16 protein-coding genes are annotated in these 18,992 nt (G+C 69.7%); 5 read left to right on the top strand and 11 right to left on the bottom strand.

The features are described from left to right. The first annotated feature begins 28 nt into the window (after nt 1–28). The 4 genes from MRBLWH10_RS12500 to MRBLWH10_RS12515 all read left to right on the top strand — a co-directional run bounded on the left by MRBLWH10_RS12500 (nt 29) and on the right by MRBLWH10_RS12515 (nt 6,389). Entirely contained in the window at nt 29–2,863 is a 2,835-nt protein-coding gene (locus MRBLWH10_RS12500) for an MMPL family transporter (RefSeq protein ID WP_341940108.1), read from the top strand. Then, complete coding sequence (locus MRBLWH10_RS12505; RefSeq protein WP_341940109.1) at nt 2,860–4,848, top strand: ABC transporter permease; 1,989 nt, start codon at nt 2,860–2,862, stop codon at nt 4,846–4,848. The genes MRBLWH10_RS12500 and MRBLWH10_RS12505 overlap by 4 nt, the downstream gene beginning before the upstream one ends. Nucleotides 4,849–5,045: 197 nt before the next feature. Then, on the top strand, nt 5,046–5,693 hold the full coding sequence (locus MRBLWH10_RS12510; protein WP_105676014.1) for a LysE family translocator: 648 nt from the start codon (nt 5,046–5,048) through the stop codon (nt 5,691–5,693). Between the two features lie 105 nt (nt 5,694–5,798). Continuing rightward, nucleotides 5,799–6,389, top strand: coding sequence for a 2'-5' RNA ligase family protein (locus tag MRBLWH10_RS12515; RefSeq protein ID WP_341940110.1), 591 nt, complete (start codon nt 5,799–5,801; stop codon nt 6,387–6,389). Between the two features lies 1 nt (nt 6,390). On the opposite strand, the gene MRBLWH10_RS12520 is transcribed toward MRBLWH10_RS12515, so the two are convergent. The 7 genes from MRBLWH10_RS12520 to MRBLWH10_RS12550 all read right to left on the bottom strand — a co-directional run bounded on the left by MRBLWH10_RS12520 (nt 6,391) and on the right by MRBLWH10_RS12550 (nt 13,042). Beyond that, nucleotides 6,391–8,025 carry an alpha/beta hydrolase gene (locus MRBLWH10_RS12520; RefSeq protein ID WP_341940111.1) on the bottom strand — a complete coding sequence of 545 codons (1,635 nt, stop codon included), beginning with the start codon at nt 8,023–8,025 and terminating at the stop codon, nt 6,391–6,393. A gap of 4 nt (nt 8,026–8,029) precedes the next feature. After that, entirely contained in the window at nt 8,030–8,584 is a 555-nt protein-coding gene (locus tag MRBLWH10_RS12525; RefSeq protein ID WP_341940112.1) for a hypothetical protein, read from the bottom strand. A 28-nt stretch (nt 8,585–8,612) separates the two neighbouring features. Next, nucleotides 8,613–9,017, bottom strand: coding sequence for an SHOCT domain-containing protein (locus MRBLWH10_RS12530; protein WP_341940113.1), 405 nt, complete (start codon nt 9,015–9,017; stop codon nt 8,613–8,615). Nucleotides 9,018–9,094: 77 nt separating this feature from the next. Next, entirely contained in the window at nt 9,095–9,406 is a 312-nt protein-coding gene (locus tag MRBLWH10_RS12535) for an SHOCT domain-containing protein (RefSeq protein WP_341940114.1), read from the bottom strand. Further along, a complete protein-coding gene (locus MRBLWH10_RS12540) occupies nt 9,403–9,801 on the bottom strand; it encodes a hypothetical protein (protein WP_146114352.1) in 399 nt (132 codons plus the stop codon). Before MRBLWH10_RS12540 ends, MRBLWH10_RS12535 begins: the two co-directional genes overlap by 4 nt. 5 nt (nt 9,802–9,806) lie before the next feature. Next, entirely contained in the window at nt 9,807–11,312 is a 1,506-nt protein-coding gene (locus MRBLWH10_RS12545) for a leucyl aminopeptidase (protein ID WP_341940115.1), read from the bottom strand. Between the two features lie 80 nt (nt 11,313–11,392). Continuing rightward, nucleotides 11,393–13,042, bottom strand: coding sequence for an AbgT family transporter (locus MRBLWH10_RS12550; protein ID WP_341940116.1), 1,650 nt, complete (start codon nt 13,040–13,042; stop codon nt 11,393–11,395). A gap of 107 nt (nt 13,043–13,149) precedes the next feature. Here MRBLWH10_RS12550 and MRBLWH10_RS12555 point away from each other — a divergent pair, with 107 nt between their 5' ends. Beyond that, nucleotides 13,150–14,712 (top strand): SLC13 family permease, encoded by a 1,563-nt coding sequence (locus MRBLWH10_RS12555; protein WP_341940117.1) that lies wholly within the window; start codon nt 13,150–13,152, stop codon nt 14,710–14,712. A gap of 16 nt (nt 14,713–14,728) precedes the next feature. Here MRBLWH10_RS12555 and ccsB read toward each other — a convergent pair whose 3' ends face one another. The 4 genes from ccsB to MRBLWH10_RS12575 are packed head-to-tail and all read right to left on the bottom strand — an operon-like array spanning nt 14,729 to nt 18,904. Beyond that, on the bottom strand, nt 14,729–15,709 hold the full coding sequence (ccsB, locus tag MRBLWH10_RS12560) for a c-type cytochrome biogenesis protein CcsB (protein WP_105675994.1): 981 nt from the start codon (nt 15,707–15,709) through the stop codon (nt 14,729–14,731). 4 nt (nt 15,710–15,713) lie between these two features. Then, on the bottom strand, nt 15,714–17,453 hold the full coding sequence (locus MRBLWH10_RS12565; protein WP_341940118.1) for a cytochrome c biogenesis protein ResB: 1,740 nt from the start codon (nt 17,451–17,453) through the stop codon (nt 15,714–15,716). Nucleotides 17,454–17,475: 22 nt separating this feature from the next. Next, nucleotides 17,476–18,237: a cytochrome c biogenesis protein CcdA gene (locus MRBLWH10_RS12570; RefSeq protein ID WP_105675992.1), complete on the bottom strand. Its 762-nt coding sequence runs from the start codon at nt 18,235–18,237 to the stop codon at nt 17,476–17,478. 16 nt (nt 18,238–18,253) lie between these two features. After that, on the bottom strand, nt 18,254–18,904 hold the full coding sequence (locus tag MRBLWH10_RS12575; protein WP_341940120.1) for a TlpA disulfide reductase family protein: 651 nt from the start codon (nt 18,902–18,904) through the stop codon (nt 18,254–18,256). Between the last annotated feature and the right edge of the window lie 88 nt (nt 18,905–18,992).

An 18,992-nucleotide genomic window follows, 5' to 3' on the forward strand; every position in this document is an offset into this window, starting at 1 on the left:
ATCCAACTGGGATCCTCGGAGGAACGTCGTGTCCACTCTCCTGTCCTCGCTCGGGCGCTGGTCGTTCCGGCACCCCTGGCGCGTGCTCGTCTCCTGGCTCATCGTGCTCGGCATCGCCGGCGCCGGTGCGCTGGCTCTCGGGCAGGGCACCGACAACACCTTCTCGATCCCCGGGACCGAATCACAGGCCGGCCTCGAGCAGCTGTCCCGCTCGTTCCCCCAGGTGAGCGGCACCAACGCGCAGTTCATCGTCGTCGCGGCCGACGGCGACCACATCACGGATGACGCCTACCGGACGGACGTGGAGCACGCCGTCGACGAGCTGTCGACGATGAAGGGCGTCCTCGCCGTCACCTCGCCCTATGACGAGATGGTCAAGGGCATGATCAACGACGACAAGACCGCCGCGATCGTGCGCCTGCAGTTCGAGGGGCAGGCGACCGACGTCTCCGCCGAGACGAAGGATGCTCTCACCCGCACCGTCGACGAGCTCTCCACAGCGCTCCCCGACGGCTCTCAGACCTCCCTCGGCGGAGACCTCTTCGCGATGTCCATCCCGGGCGTCACCCTCACCGAGGCCGTCGGCCTGCTGATCGCCCTGCTCGTCCTCATCGTGACGTTCCGCTCCTTCGTCGTCGCAGGACTCCCGCTGCTCACCGCGATCCTCGGCGTCGGCATCTCCATGGCCGGCATCTTCGCCGCCACGGCCTTCGCGACCGTCTCCTCGACCACGCCGCTCCTGGCGCTCATGCTCGGGCTCGCCGTCGGCATCGACTACGCCCTGTTCATCATGGCGAGACACCAGGATCAGGTCCGCGAGGGCGTCGACCCCGAGGAGTCCGCGTCGCGCGCGGTGGGCACCGCAGGATCGGCCGTCGTGTTCGCCGGCGTCACCGTGCTGATCGCGCTGATCGGCCTCGGATTCGCCGGCATCCCCTTCCTCACGACCATGGGCATCGCGGCATCCGTCGCGGTCGCCGTCGCCGTGGCGATCGCCGTGACCCTCACCCCGGCCGTCCTCGGCTTCGTCAAGGGCCGGGTCACCGGCTGGCCGCGCCGCGAGCGCAAGGCGCGCAAGGGCTCCCCCGCCCCCGAAGGCCGTCGCTCGTTCAGCCAGCGCTGGGTCTCCGGCGTCACGAAGCGCCCGATCCTCGTGTCGCTCGCGGTCGTGATCGGCCTCGGCATCGTCGCGGTGCCCGCGCTCAGCCTGAACCTCGCGCTCCCGAACGCGGGCGTGCTGCCGAAGGACTCCGAGGCGCGGCAGACCTACGACCTCGTGGGCGAGGAGTTCGGCGCCGGCTTCAACGGTCCGCTGATCCTCACCGGCACGATCGTCACGTCGACCGATCCGCTGGGCCTCATGGAGGATCTCGGAGACGCCGTCGCGAAGGTCGACGGCGTGAAGGAGGTCGCCCTCTCGACCCCCAACGAGACCGCCGACACCGGCATCGTGCAGATCATCCCCGAGACGGCGCCCGACGCCCCCGCGACAGCCGATCTCGTGCGCGAGCTCCGCTCCCACCACGACGAGTGGCTGAAGGAGTTCGGCATCGACCTCAAGGTCACGGGCTTCACCGCCGTCGGGATCGACATCTCCGACCAGCTCGGCAACGCGCTGCTGCCGTTCGGCATCTTTGTGATCGGCCTCTCGCTGATCCTGCTGACCATCGTGTTCCGCTCGATCTGGGTCCCCGTCACCGCCGCCCTCGGCTACCTGCTCTCGATCGTCGCGGCGTTCGGCATCGTCGGCGCCGTCTTCGAGTGGGGCTGGTTCGCCGACCTCCTGCACGTCGCGAAGGTCGGCCCGATCATCAGCTTCATGCCGATCATCCTGATGGGCGTGCTGTTCGGACTCGCGATGGACTATCAGGTGTTCCTCGTCTCCCGCATGCGCGAGGACTTCGTGCACGACAAGGACTCGAAGAACCCCGACCGCGCGGCGCGCCGGGCCGCGGCGCTCCGAGCCGTGCGCAGCGGCTTCACGGGCTCGGCGAAGGTCGTCACCGCCGCAGGACTCATCATGTTCGCGGTGTTCGTCGCGTTCGTCCCCGAGGGCGACTCCTCGCTCAAGCCGATCGCGCTGGGGCTCGCCGCGGGCATCGCGATCGACGCGTTCCTCGTGCGGATGACGCTGATCCCGGCGCTCATGGCGATCCTCGGCGAGCGCGCCTGGCAGATCCCCGCGTGGCTGGAGCGGATCCTCCCCAGCGTCGACATCGAGGGCGAGGCCGTGGAGCGCGAACGGCACCTCTCCTCCTGGCCCGGAGACGACTCGGTCGTCGCCGCCGACGGCCTCGTGCTCGCCGACACCGGCATCGACGGACTGCACCTTCGCGTCGCACCAGGCGGATCGGCGGTCCTCACCGGAGCCGCCCCCGGTGCACTCCGCGCGCTCGCCCTCGCGATCGCCGGACGCGTCACCCCCGACGACGGTCGACTGCGGGTCGCCGGCCATCTCCTCCCCGGACGCGCGGCGTGGGTCAGGGCGCACGTCGGAACGGTGATCGCGACGGATGCCGGAGCCACGGCATCCGATCTCTCCGAAGCCCTGCGCGGCCGCCCTGCACTCGTCGTGATCGACGGCGTCGACCTGCTCCCGCAGGCGGCACGCGATCAGCTCGCCGCGCGACTGCGCGACGCGGATGCCGCCACGGCCGTGCTCCTCACCGCCGCTGCTCCCGCCGCGGCGCTCGACGTCCTCGCGTCCGCCGGGCGCGAGACCACGGACCTCGTCGATGTGAGCGCACCCGCTCCTCGCCTCGCCGACGCGCCCGCCGCCCACCCCGACTCCGCCGCAGACGCAACGGATGCCCCCGGCCTCGACGCCGAAGACTCCGCAGAATCCACCGAGGTGACCGCATGACCCTCCCCATCGAGCGCGCACGCTCCCGCAAGCCCATCACATGGCTGACGATCCTCGGCATCCTGCTGCTCCCCGCAGCCGTCGGGGGCATCCTCGTCGCGGCGCTGCAGAACCCGACCGAGCGGCTGTACTCCATGACCGCCGCGATCGTGAACCTCGACGACCCGGTCACGATCGACGGACAACTGACCCCGCTGGGCCGACAGCTCTCCGCGGGGCTCGTCGAGGGGTCGGACGACCTCGACTCCAACCTCACCTGGGTGATCTCCAACAAGGACGACGCCGCCGACGGGCTCGCCGACGGCACCTACCAGGCCGTCATCACGATCCCCGAGGACTTCTCCGCCGCCGCGACCTCCGCAGGCAAGGCGATCTCCGACGGCGGCGGCGCCGCCTCCGACAAGGCCGAGAAGGCGACCATCACGGTCACCACTCCGCCAGACGGCCTCGTCGCCGACGATCTCATCACCAGCCAGATCGCCTCGGTCGCGACGTCGACGATGGGCTCGATGCTCAGCGAGGCGACCATGAGCAACGTGCTGGTCGGCTTCACCACCCTCGGCGACCAGATCGGCGAAGCGGCGGACGGCGCGCTGCAGCTCGCCTCCGGAGCACGGGATGCCGCGACCGGTGCGGCCGCGATCCCGGACGGCGCCGCGAAGCTGGCCACCGGCGCGTCCGGTCTCGGCTCCGGCGCCTCCGATCTCGCGAACGGCCTCGGCACGATCGCCGGCAACACCCGTCAGATCGCCGCCGGAGCGGGACAGCTCGGGTCCGGGCTGCTCGGCGGGGCGTCCGGATTGCAGCAGACGGGCCTCGTCCCCGCAAAGCTGTCGGACGGCGCGGCTGCCGTGCAGCAGCTGACCAGCGGCGTCGCAGCCGGAGTGTCCGGTCTGTCGACGGAGCTCACGAAACTGGTCGGTGAATGCGACACGGTCGCGACGCCCGACTTCTGCACGAAACTCAAGAACGCATCGGCGACGGCGGCCGGCCTCGTCGACCCGGAGAAAGGTCCGGCGATTCTGGCAGCAGGAGCCGCGACCGGCACCGCGGCAGGATTGACGGCCTTCAACACGGAGGCGACCGCGACGCTCTCCACGCAGATGCGCGATGCCGGCACCGCCGCCTCGTCGATCGCTGCCGGTCTCAACCAGCTCGCCACCGACGGCATCGACAAGTCCACGAGCGGCGCCCGCCAGCTCGCCGACGGGGCGACGCAGCTGTCGGACGGCGCCACGCAGCTGTCCACCGGAGCGACCGAGCTCGCCACCGGGCTCGACACCCTGGCGACGGGCACCGGTGATCTCGCCGGTGGACTGCGCAAGGCCTCCGACTCCCTGCCGTCGTTCACCGACGGCGAGTCGAAGTCGCTGGCGACCGTGATGGCCGACCCGGTCACCTCGAACTCGAAGATGGACACGATCTTCGGCCCGACCGCGATCCCGCTGCTCGCCGCCGTCGTGCTGTGGTTCGGCGGACTAGCCTCGTTCATCGTGATGCGGGCGCACACGGCGCGCACCCTCACGTCCCGCCGTTCCTCGGCCGGTCTCGCTCTGCGCTCCTTCGCGCCGGCCGCGCTGATCGGCGCCGGCCAGGGCGTGCTTGTGGCGCTCATCGTGCAGATCGTGGCGAGCTATGACGCGGCGACCTGGTGGGCGTTCGCCGGCACGGCTGTGCTCGCCGGCGTCGTGTTCGCCGCGGTGAACCAGGCGCTCGTCGCGGTCTTCGGCGGGATCGGCCGCTGGATCGGCGCTCTGGTCGGTGTGCTGGCCGTCGCGACCGGGCTCATCTCGACCGTTCCCGGGTGGCTCTCGGCGATCGGGGCCTCCCTGCCCACGGCGCCCGCGTTCACGGGTCTCATCGCCGCGAACGGCGGGGCCGCAGCGGGGCTCGTCGTCTGGGGTGTGCTGTCCCTGATCGTCACGACCCTCGCGATCGCCCTTCGCCGGACGACCTCTGCGAAGACGGTGCTCGCGACCGCCTGAGCATCCATCGACCGTCGCCCTCCGGGGGACCGAGAACGCCTCCGCACAGCGACCTGCGGAGGCGTTCTCGTCGGCGCCGGCACAGATCTCCCCCGGCGCATCGGAGCGTGTGCGAGCTCATACGTAGATCGGATGCGAGACTGGGTGCAGCGTCGAGGGGGATGCGCGTGTGAATCCTCCTGATGAAAGAAGCGTGCATGATCTCGTTGTCCGCCGCCCTCGGTATCGCGCTCATCGAGCTCGGGCTCGCCCTCACCCCCGGACCGAACATGATGTATCTGGTCTCTCGCAGCATCAGCCAGGGATGGCGTGCCGGGATGATGTCGCTGTCCGGGACGGCTGTGGGCTTCGTCGTGTACCTCGTCATGGCCAACCTCGGGTTGGCGGCGGTCTTCCTCGTCGTCCCCTGGCTGTTCATCGTTGTGAAGATCGCGGGCGCCCTGTACCTCCTCTGGCTCGCCTACAAGACGCTTCGCCCGGGTGGGAGGTCCCCGTTCGAGACCGATGATCTGCCTCGCGATTCGTTCGGCACGCTCTTCCGCATGGGGCTTCTGACGAACCTGTTGAACCCGAAGGTCGCGATCCTCTATCTCGCGCTCATTCCGCAGTTCATCGATCCCGCCGCCGGCAGCATTGTGGCGCAGGGATTCCAGCTCGGCGCGATCCAGATCCTCGTCGGGGTGGTGGTCAACGGCGCGATCATCGTCGTCGCCGGCTCCGTCGCCACCTTCCTTCAGCGCAGGCCCACGTGGATGCGATGGCAGAAACGGGTCACCGGCACGCTGCTCGGCGCGATCGGCGTGAAACTCGCCATCGACGCTCCCGCTCCCGCCGTCGCCCCCTGACGTCGGCAGCACCTTCGAGTCGCCGCCCGGTCGTCGACCGCGCTTCTCCGGAACGTCACCGTCATGTGACGCACGGGGGCGACCGGACTCACGTACCCTCGACCCATGCGACGACCGTTCATGGACACCCCGGATCAGCTCGCCTCGCTGCAGGGCCAGCAGTACCTCGTGCTGCGGCCTTCCGCGGCCGTCGCGCGGGAGTACGAGAGCACGCAGCGCGCGCTGCTCGACGGGCCGGCACGAGACCTGCGGCATCCGCACACCGGACATGTGACGCTGCGCGGGTTCTTCGAGGCGGAGCGCCGAGAAGAGGTCGCGGCCCTGATCCGCGGGTGGGCTGCTGAACAACCTCCGATCGAGGTGACGGCGGATGCCGTTGACGCGTTCCCGTCTCCCTGGCAGGTCGTCATCCTCCGCGCGGCGCGGTCCGCGTCCCTGGTCCAGGCCTACTCCCGCCTCACGGACAGGCTCGAGCCGACCGACTACCGACGGCTCGATGAGCTGAGCGTCGACGACTGGACCTTCCACCTCTCCCTCGTCTACGCCCGCTCCCTCGGCGCTGCGGAGTGGGAGGTTCTGGAGCGCGCGGCGGGTCGCGCACTCGAGCTCCCGCCGACCGAGACCATAACCGAGGCCGAGTTCGTCTGGTACGACGAGGACGGGGAGCACGCCGAGATCATCCCGCTCGGCGGCTGACTCACTCCAGGTAGGGCTGGATGGGCGCGTAGCCCTCGATCTCCTCCTGGATGCGGTCCACGGCCGCCTGGTCGAGACCCGCGTCGCCGGCGACCTCGCGCCAGCCCGTCGTGACGACATCGCCGAAGTTGTGTCCGTGCCGTGCGGGCACGGCCTCGCCGCCGAGCATGTCGATGCCGACCTGCACGGCGGTCACGACCGGTATCCACCGCATCTCCGGGCTGACGTCATCCGCCCGCTGCGACGGATCCAGCCACTCGGGCGGACTCCAGATCAGCTCGGGAGCGAGCCAGGTCACCGGGTCGGTCGCGTGCTGCAGGTACAGCACGCGCGGCTCCGACCAGGGCCCCGGCAGCAGGCTCTCGTCCCCCGCGCGGGAGATCCATCGCACCTCGCGTCCGTCTGCGAGCACCGGCTGCCACACCGGACTCCCCGGATCGCGCGCCCCCTGCAGGGTGCGCCACAGCGCTGATCCGTTGGGGCTGCCGACGAACATCGCCCCGTCCGCACGAGACCGCAGATCGCCGAGGCCGTCGAACACCGCCTGTCCGCCGTGAGCGCCGAGGCTCAGACCGTACACGATCAGCTCGGGGCGGTCATCGGCGGGGAGCCGGGACCACCGCTCCTCGACCGCGTCGAACAGCGCCCGCGCCGACTCGACGGGAGCGTCCGGATCGAACAGGAACGACACCCAGCTCGGGGTGTAGGCGTACTGCATCGCGGCGATCGCGGTGTCACCGGCGTGCAGGTACTCGATCGCGTCGACGGTCTGCGCCTCCAGCCAGCCCGACCCGGTGGTCGTCGCGACGACGAGCACCGAGCGGTCGAACGCGCCCGTCCGCTCCAACTCGTCGACGACGAGCTGCGCCCTCGCCTCCGGGGTCTCCGCGGACTCCAGCCCCGCGTAGACGCGGATGGGGTCCTTCGCCTCCACTCCGGTGAGCGCCGTGATCTCCGACGCCGTGGGGCCGCCGCCGATGAAGGCGCTGCCGTGCCGCCCCAGGTCCTCCCAGCGGATTTCCGACCCGGCCCCGGCGGAGCGGAACTCGCTCGCCGGTTCGACGGCCTCGGCATCCGGGGCTCCGTTGAGTCCCTTGTAAACCGCGTCGACACCGAACATGACGACGAGCACCGTCGCGGCGACGCCCGCGACCAGCGCGGTGAGGGTGCCCAGCAGCGCCACCGATGTTCCCGACGTGCGCTGGAGCGCGCGGAAGACGCGTCGGTTGAGCTTTCCGACCGCGATCAGGATGACGACGACCGGGAGGAATCCGAGCAGGAACCCGGCGAGGTCCACGGCGTCCAGCGGAGGCATCTCCACTGCTCTGCGCACCTCGTTCTGCCAGGCGACGGCCAGCACGGACAGCGCTCCGACCGCGACGAGCCAGAGCACCCCGTACGCGACCCAGAGGATCGGTCGGCTGCGCATCGGCACGAGGCGTCGGAGGCCGAGCCACGCCGCCGTGCCGACGCCATAGCCCACAGCGAAGGCGACCGCCGTGATGAGCCCCTGGAACAGCGCCGCACGAGGGAGCAGCGACGGGGTCGCCGACAGCACCGCCAGCAGCAGGCCGCCGAGCGCTCCGCCCGGGTCGACGTGCCACCAGCGACGGCGGGGCGAGTCCGAATCCTTCATGGCATCAATGATGGACGAGCGCCTTCAGCGCGATGAGCACCCCGCCGAACGCGGCGGTGACGAGCATGCTCCCGAGGCGCACCCACAGGCTGTGGCTGCGGGAAGCGGCGATGAACCAGCCCAGCAGCCCGAGCAGCATCACATCGGCGCCGAGGGCGAGCCACACGGCGTCGGCATCGCGGAGCACGCCGATCACACCGAGCAGCAGGATGACGACGGGAACCGCACCGACGACGATCATGCCGGACGACTCCCCGACCCCGTGCGCGAGCGCCTCGCCGAGCGATCGCCGCTCGGACCCCCTGGCCATCCAGGAGACCGCCGAGGAGTACACGTGCGCCGCGAAGAACACCAGCAGCGTCGTCACGACCGAGATCAGGGCGTCTCCGGAGCTCGCGGTGAGGTTGCGGCTGACGACGATCATGCCGGCGACGATGATCAGTCCGTAGATGCCCTCGGCGGAGGTGGCCAGCCGGCCGGCCCACGAGGCGCCGGCCGACGGCATCCCCCTTCCGGAGAAGGGGGCGCCGCCGACCGGAGCCTCGTCGTGATCGTGCATCGTCCGCCCGATCAGCCGCTGCACCGCATCACGCCGAGGCGCGACGCAGCGCGGACTGCTTCAGCGAGGCGAACTCGGCCTCGCTGATCGCACCGGCGTCGAACAAGCGCTTGGCCCGCTCGATCTCGTCGGTGGGCGTCGCCGCCGTCCCGGCAACCGAGCGGACGTAGTCCTCGGCAGCGGACTGCGCGGCGGCGGACTGCTGCGCAGCGCGCTCGCCCATGCCCTTGCCGCGCGCGATGAGGTACACCAGCGCAGTGAGGAAGGGCAGGAACACCAGGAAGAGCAGCCAGACCGCCTTCGCGAAGCCGTTGAGCGCGCGGTCGCGGAACAGGTCGCTGATGATCGAGAACAACGCCATCAGATAGGCGACGAAGACGAAGACCGTGAGAGACCACCAGAGGATGTCGACGATCGAGGACCAGAAATGCATGCTGTTGTACTCCTTGCCGCGTCTGCGGCGTTCGTGACGGATGCCGCAGGTGCGGCATCCTGGGTCATGGGGCGGGCTCAGGCGCCGAGGAGCCGCTGCTTCTGCGCCTCGAACTCCGCGTCGGTGAGCACACCGGCGTCCCGCAGCTGGCCGAGCTGCTGGAGCTGTGCGATCACCTGGGTCATGTCCGGCGCAGCGGCCGGTGCAGGAGCGGCGGGTGCAGGAGCGGTGGTGGCCGCGAGGCGAGCAGCCGCGTCATCCGCGGCCTGCGCCTGCTGCGCGGCCACGGCGGCGTCCTGGGCCGCCCACTGCTGGTGCTGCCGTCGCTGGACGTTGCCGACCACCCGGGTGGCGACCGCCGCGCGTGCGGCCGTGCGGAGCAGACTCATGATGCGACTCCCTCGTCCAGATCGGCGGCGTCGATGCCGCCCGCCCATGCCTCGCGTCCGCCGAGCGCCGTGATGCGGTCGGCGACCGTCGCAAGGCTGCGGTCCTCGTAGACGACGACGAGCGCCCGCTCGCCCGCTCGCAGTTCGCGTCCGATCTCGGAGAGGTCGTCGTCATCGAGCAGATCGGTCTCCGCGGCGGCCGCAGTCTCGTCTGCGAAGGTCAGCCGGCGCACCGTCCCGTCGTCGGAGAGCTCCACCAGCTCGAGATCGAGCACCTCGACGGCGTGCGAGAGCTGCAGGCTCTGCAGCTCGTCGATGACGGAGACGAGCTCCGCGTCGGCCGGCACAGCGAAGACCGCGAAGCTCAGCGGTCCGACGTAGTTCGACGTGGTCATGGTGGTCACTCCCCCGCCCGGAACGCGCGCGCGGACTCCAGCAGGATGCGCGCGCCGAAGCCCGTCGCCCCCGCCGTCCGCCAGGAGTCGTCCTTCTCGGTCTGCATCGTGCCGGCGATGTCGAGGTGCGCCCACGGGGTCTCCCCCACGAAGTGCGCGAGGAAGAGCGCCGCGGTCGTCGCCCCGGCGAACGGCCCGCCGAGGTTGGCGATGTCGGCGATCTCCGAGTCGAGCTGCGGCCGGTACTTGCGCTCCAGCGGCAGCTGCCACACGGATTCGTCCACCGCGGCGGATGCCGTGCGGACGAGGTCGATCGTCTTCTGGTCGTTGCCGAGCACCGGCGCGGTCGCGGGGCCGAGCGACACCAGCGCGGCGCCGGTGAGCGTCGCGATGTCGATGATGGCGTCCACGCCGTCCTCGTTCGCGAGCACGAGGGCGTCCATCATCACCAGTCGTCCTTCCGCGTCGGTGTTCTTGACCTCCACGGTCGTCCCCCCTCGGGCGGTCAGCACGTCGCCGAGCTTGTACGAGGTGCCGGAGGGCATGTTGTCGGTGCACATCAGCCACCCGGTGACCTGAGCGGTCACGCCCGCGTCGCGGAGACCGGTGAAGGCCCCGAGCACCGCTGCGGCCCCTCCCATGTCCATCTTCATGAGCAGGTGCATGGGGTCGCTGGGCTTGAGGCTGATGCCTCCGGAGTCGTACATGATGCCCTTGCCGACCAGCCCGAGGTGGCCGGTCGCTCCGCCCGACGGGGTGTAGCTCAGCTTCACCATCCGCGGCTCCTCCACGGAGCCCTGGTTGACGCCGAGCAGGCCACCGCAGCCGAGATCGATGAGTGCCTGCTTGTCGAACAGCTCCACCTCGAACCCGAATCGCTCTCCGAGCTCCGTCGCGATCTCTCCGAGGTTCACGGCGGTGAGGTGCCCCGGCGGGGTGTTGGCGAGGTCGCGCGCGACCACGGCCGCCCGCGCACCCGTGCGTGCTTCGGCGATGGCGGCATCCGCACCCCCTGGCACATCGAGCACGAGCGAGGCGAGCGGGACGTGCGGCGAGGAGCCGCGCAGCACCGTGTACCGGTAGCGGGCGAGCAGGGCCCCCTCCGCCAGCATCCGAACAGCGGTGTCCGCGTCGACGTCGCCGAGGTCGTCGATGCGGAGACCCAGTCGTGAACGGCGGGATGCCGCGCGCACGAACGTCGCGGCGGCATCCCGCAGCGCATTCGCCGTCGTCTCGTCCCGTGCTCCGAGACCCACGGCGACGATGTCGGCCGCGTCCGCCTGAGGGAGCAGGAGAGACGACCCCGCCGCGCCGGTGAAGCCGGCCTCCTCGAGCGCCGATCTGTCGAAGCCGAGCTCCGCCGGCACGTCGCCGTCGGAGTGCACTCCGATGCCGAGCGCCTCGACGTCGTCTGGCACGACCCCGACCGTGATCGTCGCGGCGTCGAGCGCGTCGAGGCCCGGCACGGTCGGGAGGTCGGCGGGGATCAGCTTGTTCGGTCTGCGTTCCATGGTGGCTCCTTGCGTGCGGTGGTGATGTCGAGGCCCGCCGCCCGGTCCCGGGGGAGGGTGAGGCCGGACGGCGGGGAGGGTCAGCCGACGACGTCGACCGGTGAGCCGGGTCCCCACGGGATGCCGAGGAGGAACCACACGACGTAGAGGGCCACCCAGGAGATCAGCATCCAGACCGCGTACGGGATCATCAGCGCGATGATCGTGCCGATGCCCGCGTCCTTCTTGTAGCGCTGCGCGACGGTCACCATGAACGGCAGGTACACCATCAACGGGGTGAGCACGTTGACCGGGGAGTCGCCCACCCGGTACGCCGCCAGCAGAGTCTGCGGTGCGACGTCGAGCGAGGCGAAGATCGGGATGAACACCGGAGCGAAGATCACCCACTTGGGCACGAGCCCCGGGAGGATGAAGTCGAGGATCACGATCACGAGGATGAACGCGAGCAGGAGCACGATCGCCGGCACGCTCGCCTGCTGCAGGAGCTCGGCGGCCGACACCGCGGCGACGGTGGGCAGGTTGGTCCAGTTGAACAGCGCGATGAACTGGGCGATCATCAGGAACATCACCAGCAGTCCGCCGAGGCTGGCGAACGTCTTCGCGATGGCTCCGACCGCGGCCGAACCTCCCCTGAGCGTCCTCGCCCCGGCGCCGTAGGCGACACCGCACACGAGGAACGCGAGCGAGATGATGAACACCAGGCTCGCCATGAACGGCGTCGTGCCGATGATGTCGCCCGTCTCGGGGTCGCGCAGCGGAGCACCAGGGGGAAGGGTCAGCAGCAGTATCACGGCGAGATAGCCGAGCAGCGCCCAGAAGGAGAAGCGGAGCCCTCGGGCCTCGGCATCGTGGTCGACGCCGTCGGCCTCGTCGGCGACGGTCATCTCCGAGCGGTCGTACGAACCGAGCCGCTTCTCGGTGATGAACATGGTCACGAGCAGGGCGACCGTGGTCAGCAGCAGCGTCGACACGATGCCGAAGTACCAGTTCTGGGTCACCTCGATCGGCTGCATGCCCGCAGCGGTGAGCACCTCGTTGGTGATCTCGGTGAGCATGCTGTCGCTCGGGGTGATCAGGATGTTGGCGCCGAACGCGGCTCCGACTCCCGCGAACGCCCCGGCGAGCCCCGCGAGCGGATGCCGCCCGACGGTGAGGAAGGCCGCAGCCGCGAGCGGGACCAGGATCAGATACCCGGCATCCGTGGCGACCGAGGAGAGCACGCCGACGAAGATGAGGATCGCGGCGATCCAGCGGCGCGGCGCGACCTTCACGACGCGACGGATCATCGCCCCCATGAGGCCGGCGTGCTCGGCGACGCCGACGCCCGCCATCGCGATCAGCACGACGGCGACGACTCCGAACCCGGCGAAGTTGTCGACGAAGGAGGAGAAGAAGAAGCGAACGCCCTCGATGGAGAGGAGGTTGCGCACCTCGAAGGTGCGCTCCTCGATCGTGTAGTCGGGTGTCTCGGCCGGCAGCCCGGTGGTGGTGTCGTAGATCTGCCAGCCGCCGCCGAACTGCTCGTTGAGCTCGTCCAACTGGCTCTGCGGACCGGGGACGACCACCTCGTCGGTGACGGAGACTCCGGCCCAGGCGAGCAGGAAGGAGAGGACTGCGATGAACCCGATCAGATAGACGAACATGATCGTCGGATCAGGGACTTTGTTACCGACCTTCTCGATCCAGTTCAGGAACCCCTTGCGATCGGCGTCGGGGGCACTCAGCGTCATATCGCCAGCCATAGCCCCATGATCTTGGCGCGAGGGATGCCGGGGCAAGCTGACCCCCTAGAACTAGGGGGTCCCCTTGACGTCGCGGCCTTCTATTGTGTGAACCAATGGATCCGATCACCTCCACCCTCGTCATCCTGCTCTGCGCGGTGATCGCGTTCGTCTCGAACCGGATCCCGCTCGGGGTCGTCGCCGTGGGCGTCTCGATCGCGCTGTACCTCTTCGGCGTCCTCGATCTGAACACCGCGCTGTCCGGATTCGGTGATCCGACGGTGCTGTTCATCGCCTCGCTCTTCGTCGTGAGCGAGGCTCTGGAGGCCACCGGCATCGTCGCCTGGGCCGGGCAGGAGGTCATCGCCAGGACCGGCACCCGGCGCCGGAGACTGCTGCTGACGATCGGGCTGCTCACCGCCGTGCTGACCGCCGTGATCAGCGTGAACGGGTCGGTCGCCTCGCTGCTGCCCCTGGTGGTCGTGGTGGCGGCGCGCGCGGGCATAGCGCCCTCGCAGATGCTGATGCCGCTGGCGTTCTCCGCGCACGCCGGTTCGATGCTCGCCCTGACCGGGACCCCGGTGAACATCATCGTCTCCGACATCGCCGCCGAGAATGGGGGCAGGCAGTTCGGGTTCTTCGAGTTCGCTCTGGCCGGCCTCCCCCTCCTCGTCGGAACTCTCGCGATCATCCTGCTGCTCGGTTCGCGCCTGCTGCCGACGCGCAGCCCGGTGTCGGCCCCGGTCGACCTGGAGCAGCTCGCCGCCGCGCTGCGGGCCGACTACGAGATCGCCCCCGAGCGTGCTCTGATGTCTCCGGCGCGCGGCGTCGCCGAGGTCGTCGTGCCTCCTCGGTCCTCGCTGATCGGGCTGCACGTGTTCCCCGGAATGTGCACGCCCAGCGGCGACCTCGTCATCCTGGGCGTCCGTCACGGCGAGGATGCCTTCGACGAATCGGGCACCGAGCTCAGCGCCGGAGACGCCCTGCTGCTCGACGGGTCATGGGACGATCTGCAGCGGCACACCGCGAAGCGCGAGGAGGTGCTCGTGGTGGACGCGCCGCTGACCCTGCGTCGCTCCGTGCCGCTCGGGGCCGGAGCCAAGCGGACGGCCGTGATCCTGCTCGCGATGATCGTGCTGCTCGCGACGGGCATCGTGCCCGCGGCGATCGCCGGGCTCCTCGCCGCCGGCGCCCTGATCCTCACCGGAGTCGTCTCGATCACCCGGGCCTACCGCGCGATCTCCTGGACCACGGTGATCCTCGTCGCCGGGATGATCCCGCTCTCGACCGCCTTTCAGGAGACGGGCGCGGCGCAGCTGATCGCCGACGGGCTGCGCTCGTTCCTCGGAGAATCAGGTCCTCATGCGGCGGTCGCCGTCATCGTGCTGATCACGCTCGTGCTCGGCCAGCTCATCAGCAACACCGCCACGGTGCTCATCGTCGCACCGGTGGCCGTGGCCCTCTCCTCGGCCATGGACGCGTCCGTGATGCCGTTCATGATGGCGCTGACGGTGGCCGGGGCGGCGGCGTTCCTCACGCCGGTCGCCACCCCCGCGAACCTGATGGTGATGGAGCCCGGGGGCTACCGCTTCGGCGACTACGCCAAGCTCGGTCTGCCTCTGATGGCGCTGTTCTTCGCGGTGGCGGTGTTCTACGTGCCGCTGATCTGGCCGTTCTGAGAGCGGGGCTCCGCGCTCAGCTGAGGCCCGAGTACGCGTGCAGGCCCTTGAAGAAGACGTTCACGATGGTGAAGTTGAACATCACCGACGCGAAGCCGACGATCGACAGCCATGCCGACGGGTTGCCGCGCCAGCCGCGCGTCGCCCTGGCGTGGATGTAGCCCGCGTACACGACCCAGATCACGAAGGTCCAGGTCTCCTTGACGTCGAAGCCCCAGTAGCGACCCCAGGCGTCCTGCGCCCAGATGGACCCTGCGATCAGCGTGAACGTCCACAGGATGAAGCCGATGATCGTGAAGCGGTAGGCGAGGCTCTCGAGGCGGTCGGACCCCGGCAGCGTGCGGAGGAATCCTGGGCCGGTCTTCGCGGCCTCCTCGCGCACCAGCCGCTCGCGGCGGGCCTGCATGAGCTGGATCACCGAGAGTGCGAACGCGAGCGCGAAGAACGCCGTGGCGAGAGACGCGACGAACACGTGGATGATCAGCCAGATGCTCTTCAGCGGGTCCATCAGGGGCGTGACGGCGACGTAGAAGTTCGTCGCGGCGAGTCCGAGCAGGACCACCACGAGACCGGTGATGAAGGTGCCGAGGTAGCGGAGGTCGATCCGGGTGAGCACGACGAGGTAGACGAGGACGATCAGGAGCGTGCCGATCATCGCGAACTCGTAGAGGTTCGCCCACGGGACGCGTCCGGCCGCGATGCTGCGGGTGACGACGGCGGCGAGGTGGAACACCCATGCGAGGATCGTCAGCGAGGTGCCGATGCGCGCCATCACGAAGCGCTGCGGCGCGGGATCCGCAGCGGCGCCGGTCGCGGTGACCGTCGGCGCTCCCCCGCGGGCGCCGACGCCGACGAGCTCGCCCTCGCGGACGGTCTTCGCATCGGCCGTCGCCTGCGAGCGGCGCGCCAGGTCGAAGGCGTACGCCACGAAGGAGGCCGCGTAGATCGCGATCGCGGTCCACAGGAGGACGGGCGAGATCACGGTGAGCTCGAGCATGCTGTCAGTCTACTTTCGGAGTGTCGGATGCCGGGGGCTCGGATGCCGGGGGAGAGGATGCCGGGGGCTCGGATTCGTCTTCCGCCTCATGGGCGGCCGTGACACCGGCGGCGTCGAGCAGCCGTGCGTGCCCGGCCACGAGGTCGTCGACGGCGGCGCCGAGCGTGGGGTCCTCGCCTCGCGCCAGACCGGCGTACTCCAGCGCGACCCCGTCACCGGAGTGGGTCGCCTTGACCCACACGCGACGACGCGGCACGAAGAGCGCCAGCATCAGCCCGCCGAGGGCCAGGAGGGCGAACACGAGCACCCACACCGACGACGCGTCGTGGTGGATCTGCAGCGACGCGAATCTCTTCACCGAGTGCGTGAGGTCGGTCGCCCCTGCGGGGGACTCGTCTTCGAACGTCACGGTGCCGAGCCCGTTCGGGAGATCTGCGGTCTTGCCCGGGGTCAGCTTGATCGACTCGACGTCCGTCGTGCGGCCGGTGAGCTTCGTCATCCCCGTGGTGTCGAGCACGTAGACCGAGCGGGGCGTGCCCTCGTTGATCCCGAGGTCACCCGAGTACACGTCGAGGGTGAGCGTGGGGTTGGTCAGATCCCCGTACGCGGAGAAGAAGGCCCCCGTGTCGAGCACGCCGGTGGTGGGGTAGAAGAACCCGAGGAGACCGAGCTGTTCCGGCATCCCGTCGGTGACCTTGACGACGCCGAGCGAGGTCATGCTCGTGTCCTGCGGGAGGAAGGGGACGCTGTTCTTGAAGACGACCTTGCCGTCGGCGTTGCGGACCGTGATGGTCGGCGCGTAGCCGTTGCCGAGCAGGTAGATCCGGTCGCCGCCGACCTCGAGCGGATGGTTCACCTTCACTGAGCCGGTGCGCGTGTCACCGTTCTCCTTGAGCGTGACGTTGGCGGAGAAGTCGCCGGCCTGCCCCGATCCCGGCTCTCCGAACGGCTGGTAGGTGACGTCGAAGCTGTCGAGCCGCATCGAGTAGGGCGTGAGAGCCCCGTCGCCGACGAAGCGGCCGCGGTTCATGGAGTCGTAGTCGAGAAGGGTGTTCGCGAAGGTCTCCCCCTCGACCAGCACGCGCTGACCGGTGTAGGCGAAGCCGCCGCCGACGCCGACCGTGATGAGCACGCCGACCAGCGCGATGTGGAAGAGCAGGTTGCCCGTCTCGCGCCAGTACCCGCGCTCGGCGGAGACCGAGAAGGTGCGCCCGGCGTCGTAGCGCTCGACGCGGTATCCGAGGGCCTTCAGCTGCTTCTGGGCGATGTCGATGGACGCGGCCGCGTCGGCGGCGGCATCCGTGCTCGTGCGCTCCACCGCACGGAAGTCGGCGAGCCTCTTCAGCCGGGCGGGGGTGCGCGGCGGGCGCGCCTGCAGGGCCTTGAGGTGGTGCTTGATGCGCGGGATCACGCAGCCGACGAGAGAGGTGAACAGCAGCAGATAGATCGCCGAGAACCACGGCGACAGGTAGACGTCGAACATCTTCAGCGAGTCGAGCACCGGGAAGATGTCGGGGTTGTTGCGCTCCCACTGCGTCACGCCGTTGGGGTCGGCCATGCGCTGGGGGAAGATCGAGCCGGGGATCGCCGCGATCGCGAGCACGAGCAGCAGGATCAGGGCCGTGCGCATCGAGGTGAGCTGGCGCCATCCCCACCGCAGCCAGCCGACGAAACCGAGCTTGGGCTGGACGATCGTGTCGTCGCCGTCGACGTGGTCGGATGGGCGCAGCGGGTCGGTGTCCACGGGGTCCTTCTGGTCGTTCAGGTCAGAGCGGGAGGATGACACTGTTCATCACCGCCGTCAGCCGGGACATGATGTCGGTCCACAGCCCGGTCACCATGAGGATGCCGAGCACGATGAGCAGGACGCCGCCGATGACGTTCACCACGCGGATATGGCGGCGCAGGAAGCCGATGGCCCTCGTCGCCCAGCCGAACCCGAGGGCGACGAGCAGGAACGGGATGCCGAGGCCGAGCGAGTACGCGAGCCCGAGGAATCCTGCACGCACCGGGTCGCCCGCATTGAACGAGAGTGCGAAGATCGCCGTGAGAGTGGGCCCGAGACAGGGCGCCCACCCGATGCCGAGCGCGACGCCGAGCAGCGGGGCTCCGGCGACGCCGAGCTTCGAGTCGACGTGGAATCGGAACTCGCGCTGGGCGAAGCCGAAGAGCCCGAGGAACACCAGGCCCATGATGATGATCACGACGCCGAGGATGCGGGTGATCAGATCGCCCCACCGGATCAGGAACACGTTCGCGACGCCGCCGAGCGCCGTGATGGCGACGAAGACGACGCTGAAGCCGAGGATGAAGAGCAGCACTCCCAGCACGAGACGACCGCGCCCGGGGGCGACGGCGTCCGTTCGTCCCTGCGCAGCGCGCGGCGACACCGCACCGCCGAGGAAGCCGAGGTATCCGGGGACGAGCGGGAGCACGCACGGGGAGAGGAAGGAGATGAGTCCCGCCAGCATCGCCACAGGGATCGCCAACCAGAGCGCACCCGAGTTGATGATGACCTCGGGGTTCACAGCGCACCCCGCGCGCTCACGAGGTCTCCGCGAGCGCGTCCTTGACGAGCGTGGAGAGGATCGACGGGCTGTCGATCGGCCCGATGATGCGGGCGGCGACGCGGCCCTGCTTGTCGAGCACCAGCGTGGTCGGAGTGGCCTGGATCGGCACGACCTCGGCGAACGCGAGCTTCGCCTCCGCGGTGTCGACGTCGATCAGGCTCGGGTAGGTGATGCCGTACTCGTCGGAGAAGGCCTTGGCGGTGTCGGCCTGATCCCTCGTGTTGATGCCGATGAAGGAGACGCCCTGGTCTCCGAACTTCTGCCAGACCGCTTCGAGGTCGCCCGCCTCGACACGGCACGGAGCGCAGCCCGCGTACCAGAAGTTCACGACAGCGACTTTGCCGGCGATGTCGGCGCTGGAGAACCTCTCCCCCGCCTCGGTGACACCGGCGAAGTCGACGGGTTCGTCGCGCTCGGCGACGGGGATCTCGACGATCGCGCCGTCGGCGGCCACGTAGCCGGTGTTCTCGCCGCTCAGGAACGAGTCGCTGACGGCATCGGGGGCGCAGGCGCTGAGGCCGATGGCGAACACCGCGGCGAGCGCGGCTCCGACCGCACCACGAAGGACGCGAGTGCGGGAGCGGCGGCCGCTGCGGATCGGGCGAACCGTCGAGGCGAGTGGCACGATTCCCAGTCTACGCAAGGGTTCCTATGCGTGAGCCGGACGGGTGGGGCCTCCGCGTGAGCCCGTTCTCGGGGCGTCTGGAAGGGCG

Source organism: Microbacterium sp. LWH10-1.2, from assembly GCF_038397765.1.
GTDB lineage: Bacteria > Actinomycetota > Actinomycetes > Actinomycetales > Microbacteriaceae > Microbacterium > Microbacterium natoriense.

What these genes read in the sequence shown, in the direction of transcription:
- MRBLWH10_RS12505 (WP_341940109.1), top strand. Translation starts at nt 2,860, where the DNA reads ATGACCCTCCCCATCGAGCGCGCACGCTCCCGCAAGCCCATCACATGG.
- MRBLWH10_RS12510 (WP_105676014.1), top strand. Translation starts at nt 5,046, where the DNA reads ATGATCTCGTTGTCCGCCGCCCTCGGTATCGCGCTCATCGAGCTCGGG.
- MRBLWH10_RS12515 (WP_341940110.1), top strand. Translation starts at nt 5,799, where the DNA reads ATGCGACGACCGTTCATGGACACCCCGGATCAGCTCGCCTCGCTGCAG.
- MRBLWH10_RS12520 (WP_341940111.1), bottom strand. Translation starts at nt 8,025, where the DNA reads ATGAAGGATTCGGACTCGCCCCGCCGTCGCTGGTGGCACGTCGACCCG.
- MRBLWH10_RS12525 (WP_341940112.1), bottom strand. Translation starts at nt 8,584, where the DNA reads ATGCACGATCACGACGAGGCTCCGGTCGGCGGCGCCCCCTTCTCCGGA.
- MRBLWH10_RS12530 (WP_341940113.1), bottom strand. Translation starts at nt 9,017, where the DNA reads ATGCATTTCTGGTCCTCGATCGTCGACATCCTCTGGTGGTCTCTCACG.
- MRBLWH10_RS12535 (WP_341940114.1), bottom strand. Translation starts at nt 9,406, where the DNA reads ATGAGTCTGCTCCGCACGGCCGCACGCGCGGCGGTCGCCACCCGGGTG.
- MRBLWH10_RS12540 (WP_146114352.1), bottom strand. Translation starts at nt 9,801, where the DNA reads ATGACCACGTCGAACTACGTCGGACCGCTGAGCTTCGCGGTCTTCGCT.
- MRBLWH10_RS12545 (WP_341940115.1), bottom strand. Translation starts at nt 11,312, where the DNA reads ATGGAACGCAGACCGAACAAGCTGATCCCCGCCGACCTCCCGACCGTG.
- MRBLWH10_RS12550 (WP_341940116.1), bottom strand. Translation starts at nt 13,042, where the DNA reads ATGACGCTGAGTGCCCCCGACGCCGATCGCAAGGGGTTCCTGAACTGG.
- MRBLWH10_RS12555 (WP_341940117.1), top strand. Translation starts at nt 13,150, where the DNA reads ATGGATCCGATCACCTCCACCCTCGTCATCCTGCTCTGCGCGGTGATC.
- ccsB (WP_105675994.1), bottom strand. Translation starts at nt 15,709, where the DNA reads ATGCTCGAGCTCACCGTGATCTCGCCCGTCCTCCTGTGGACCGCGATC.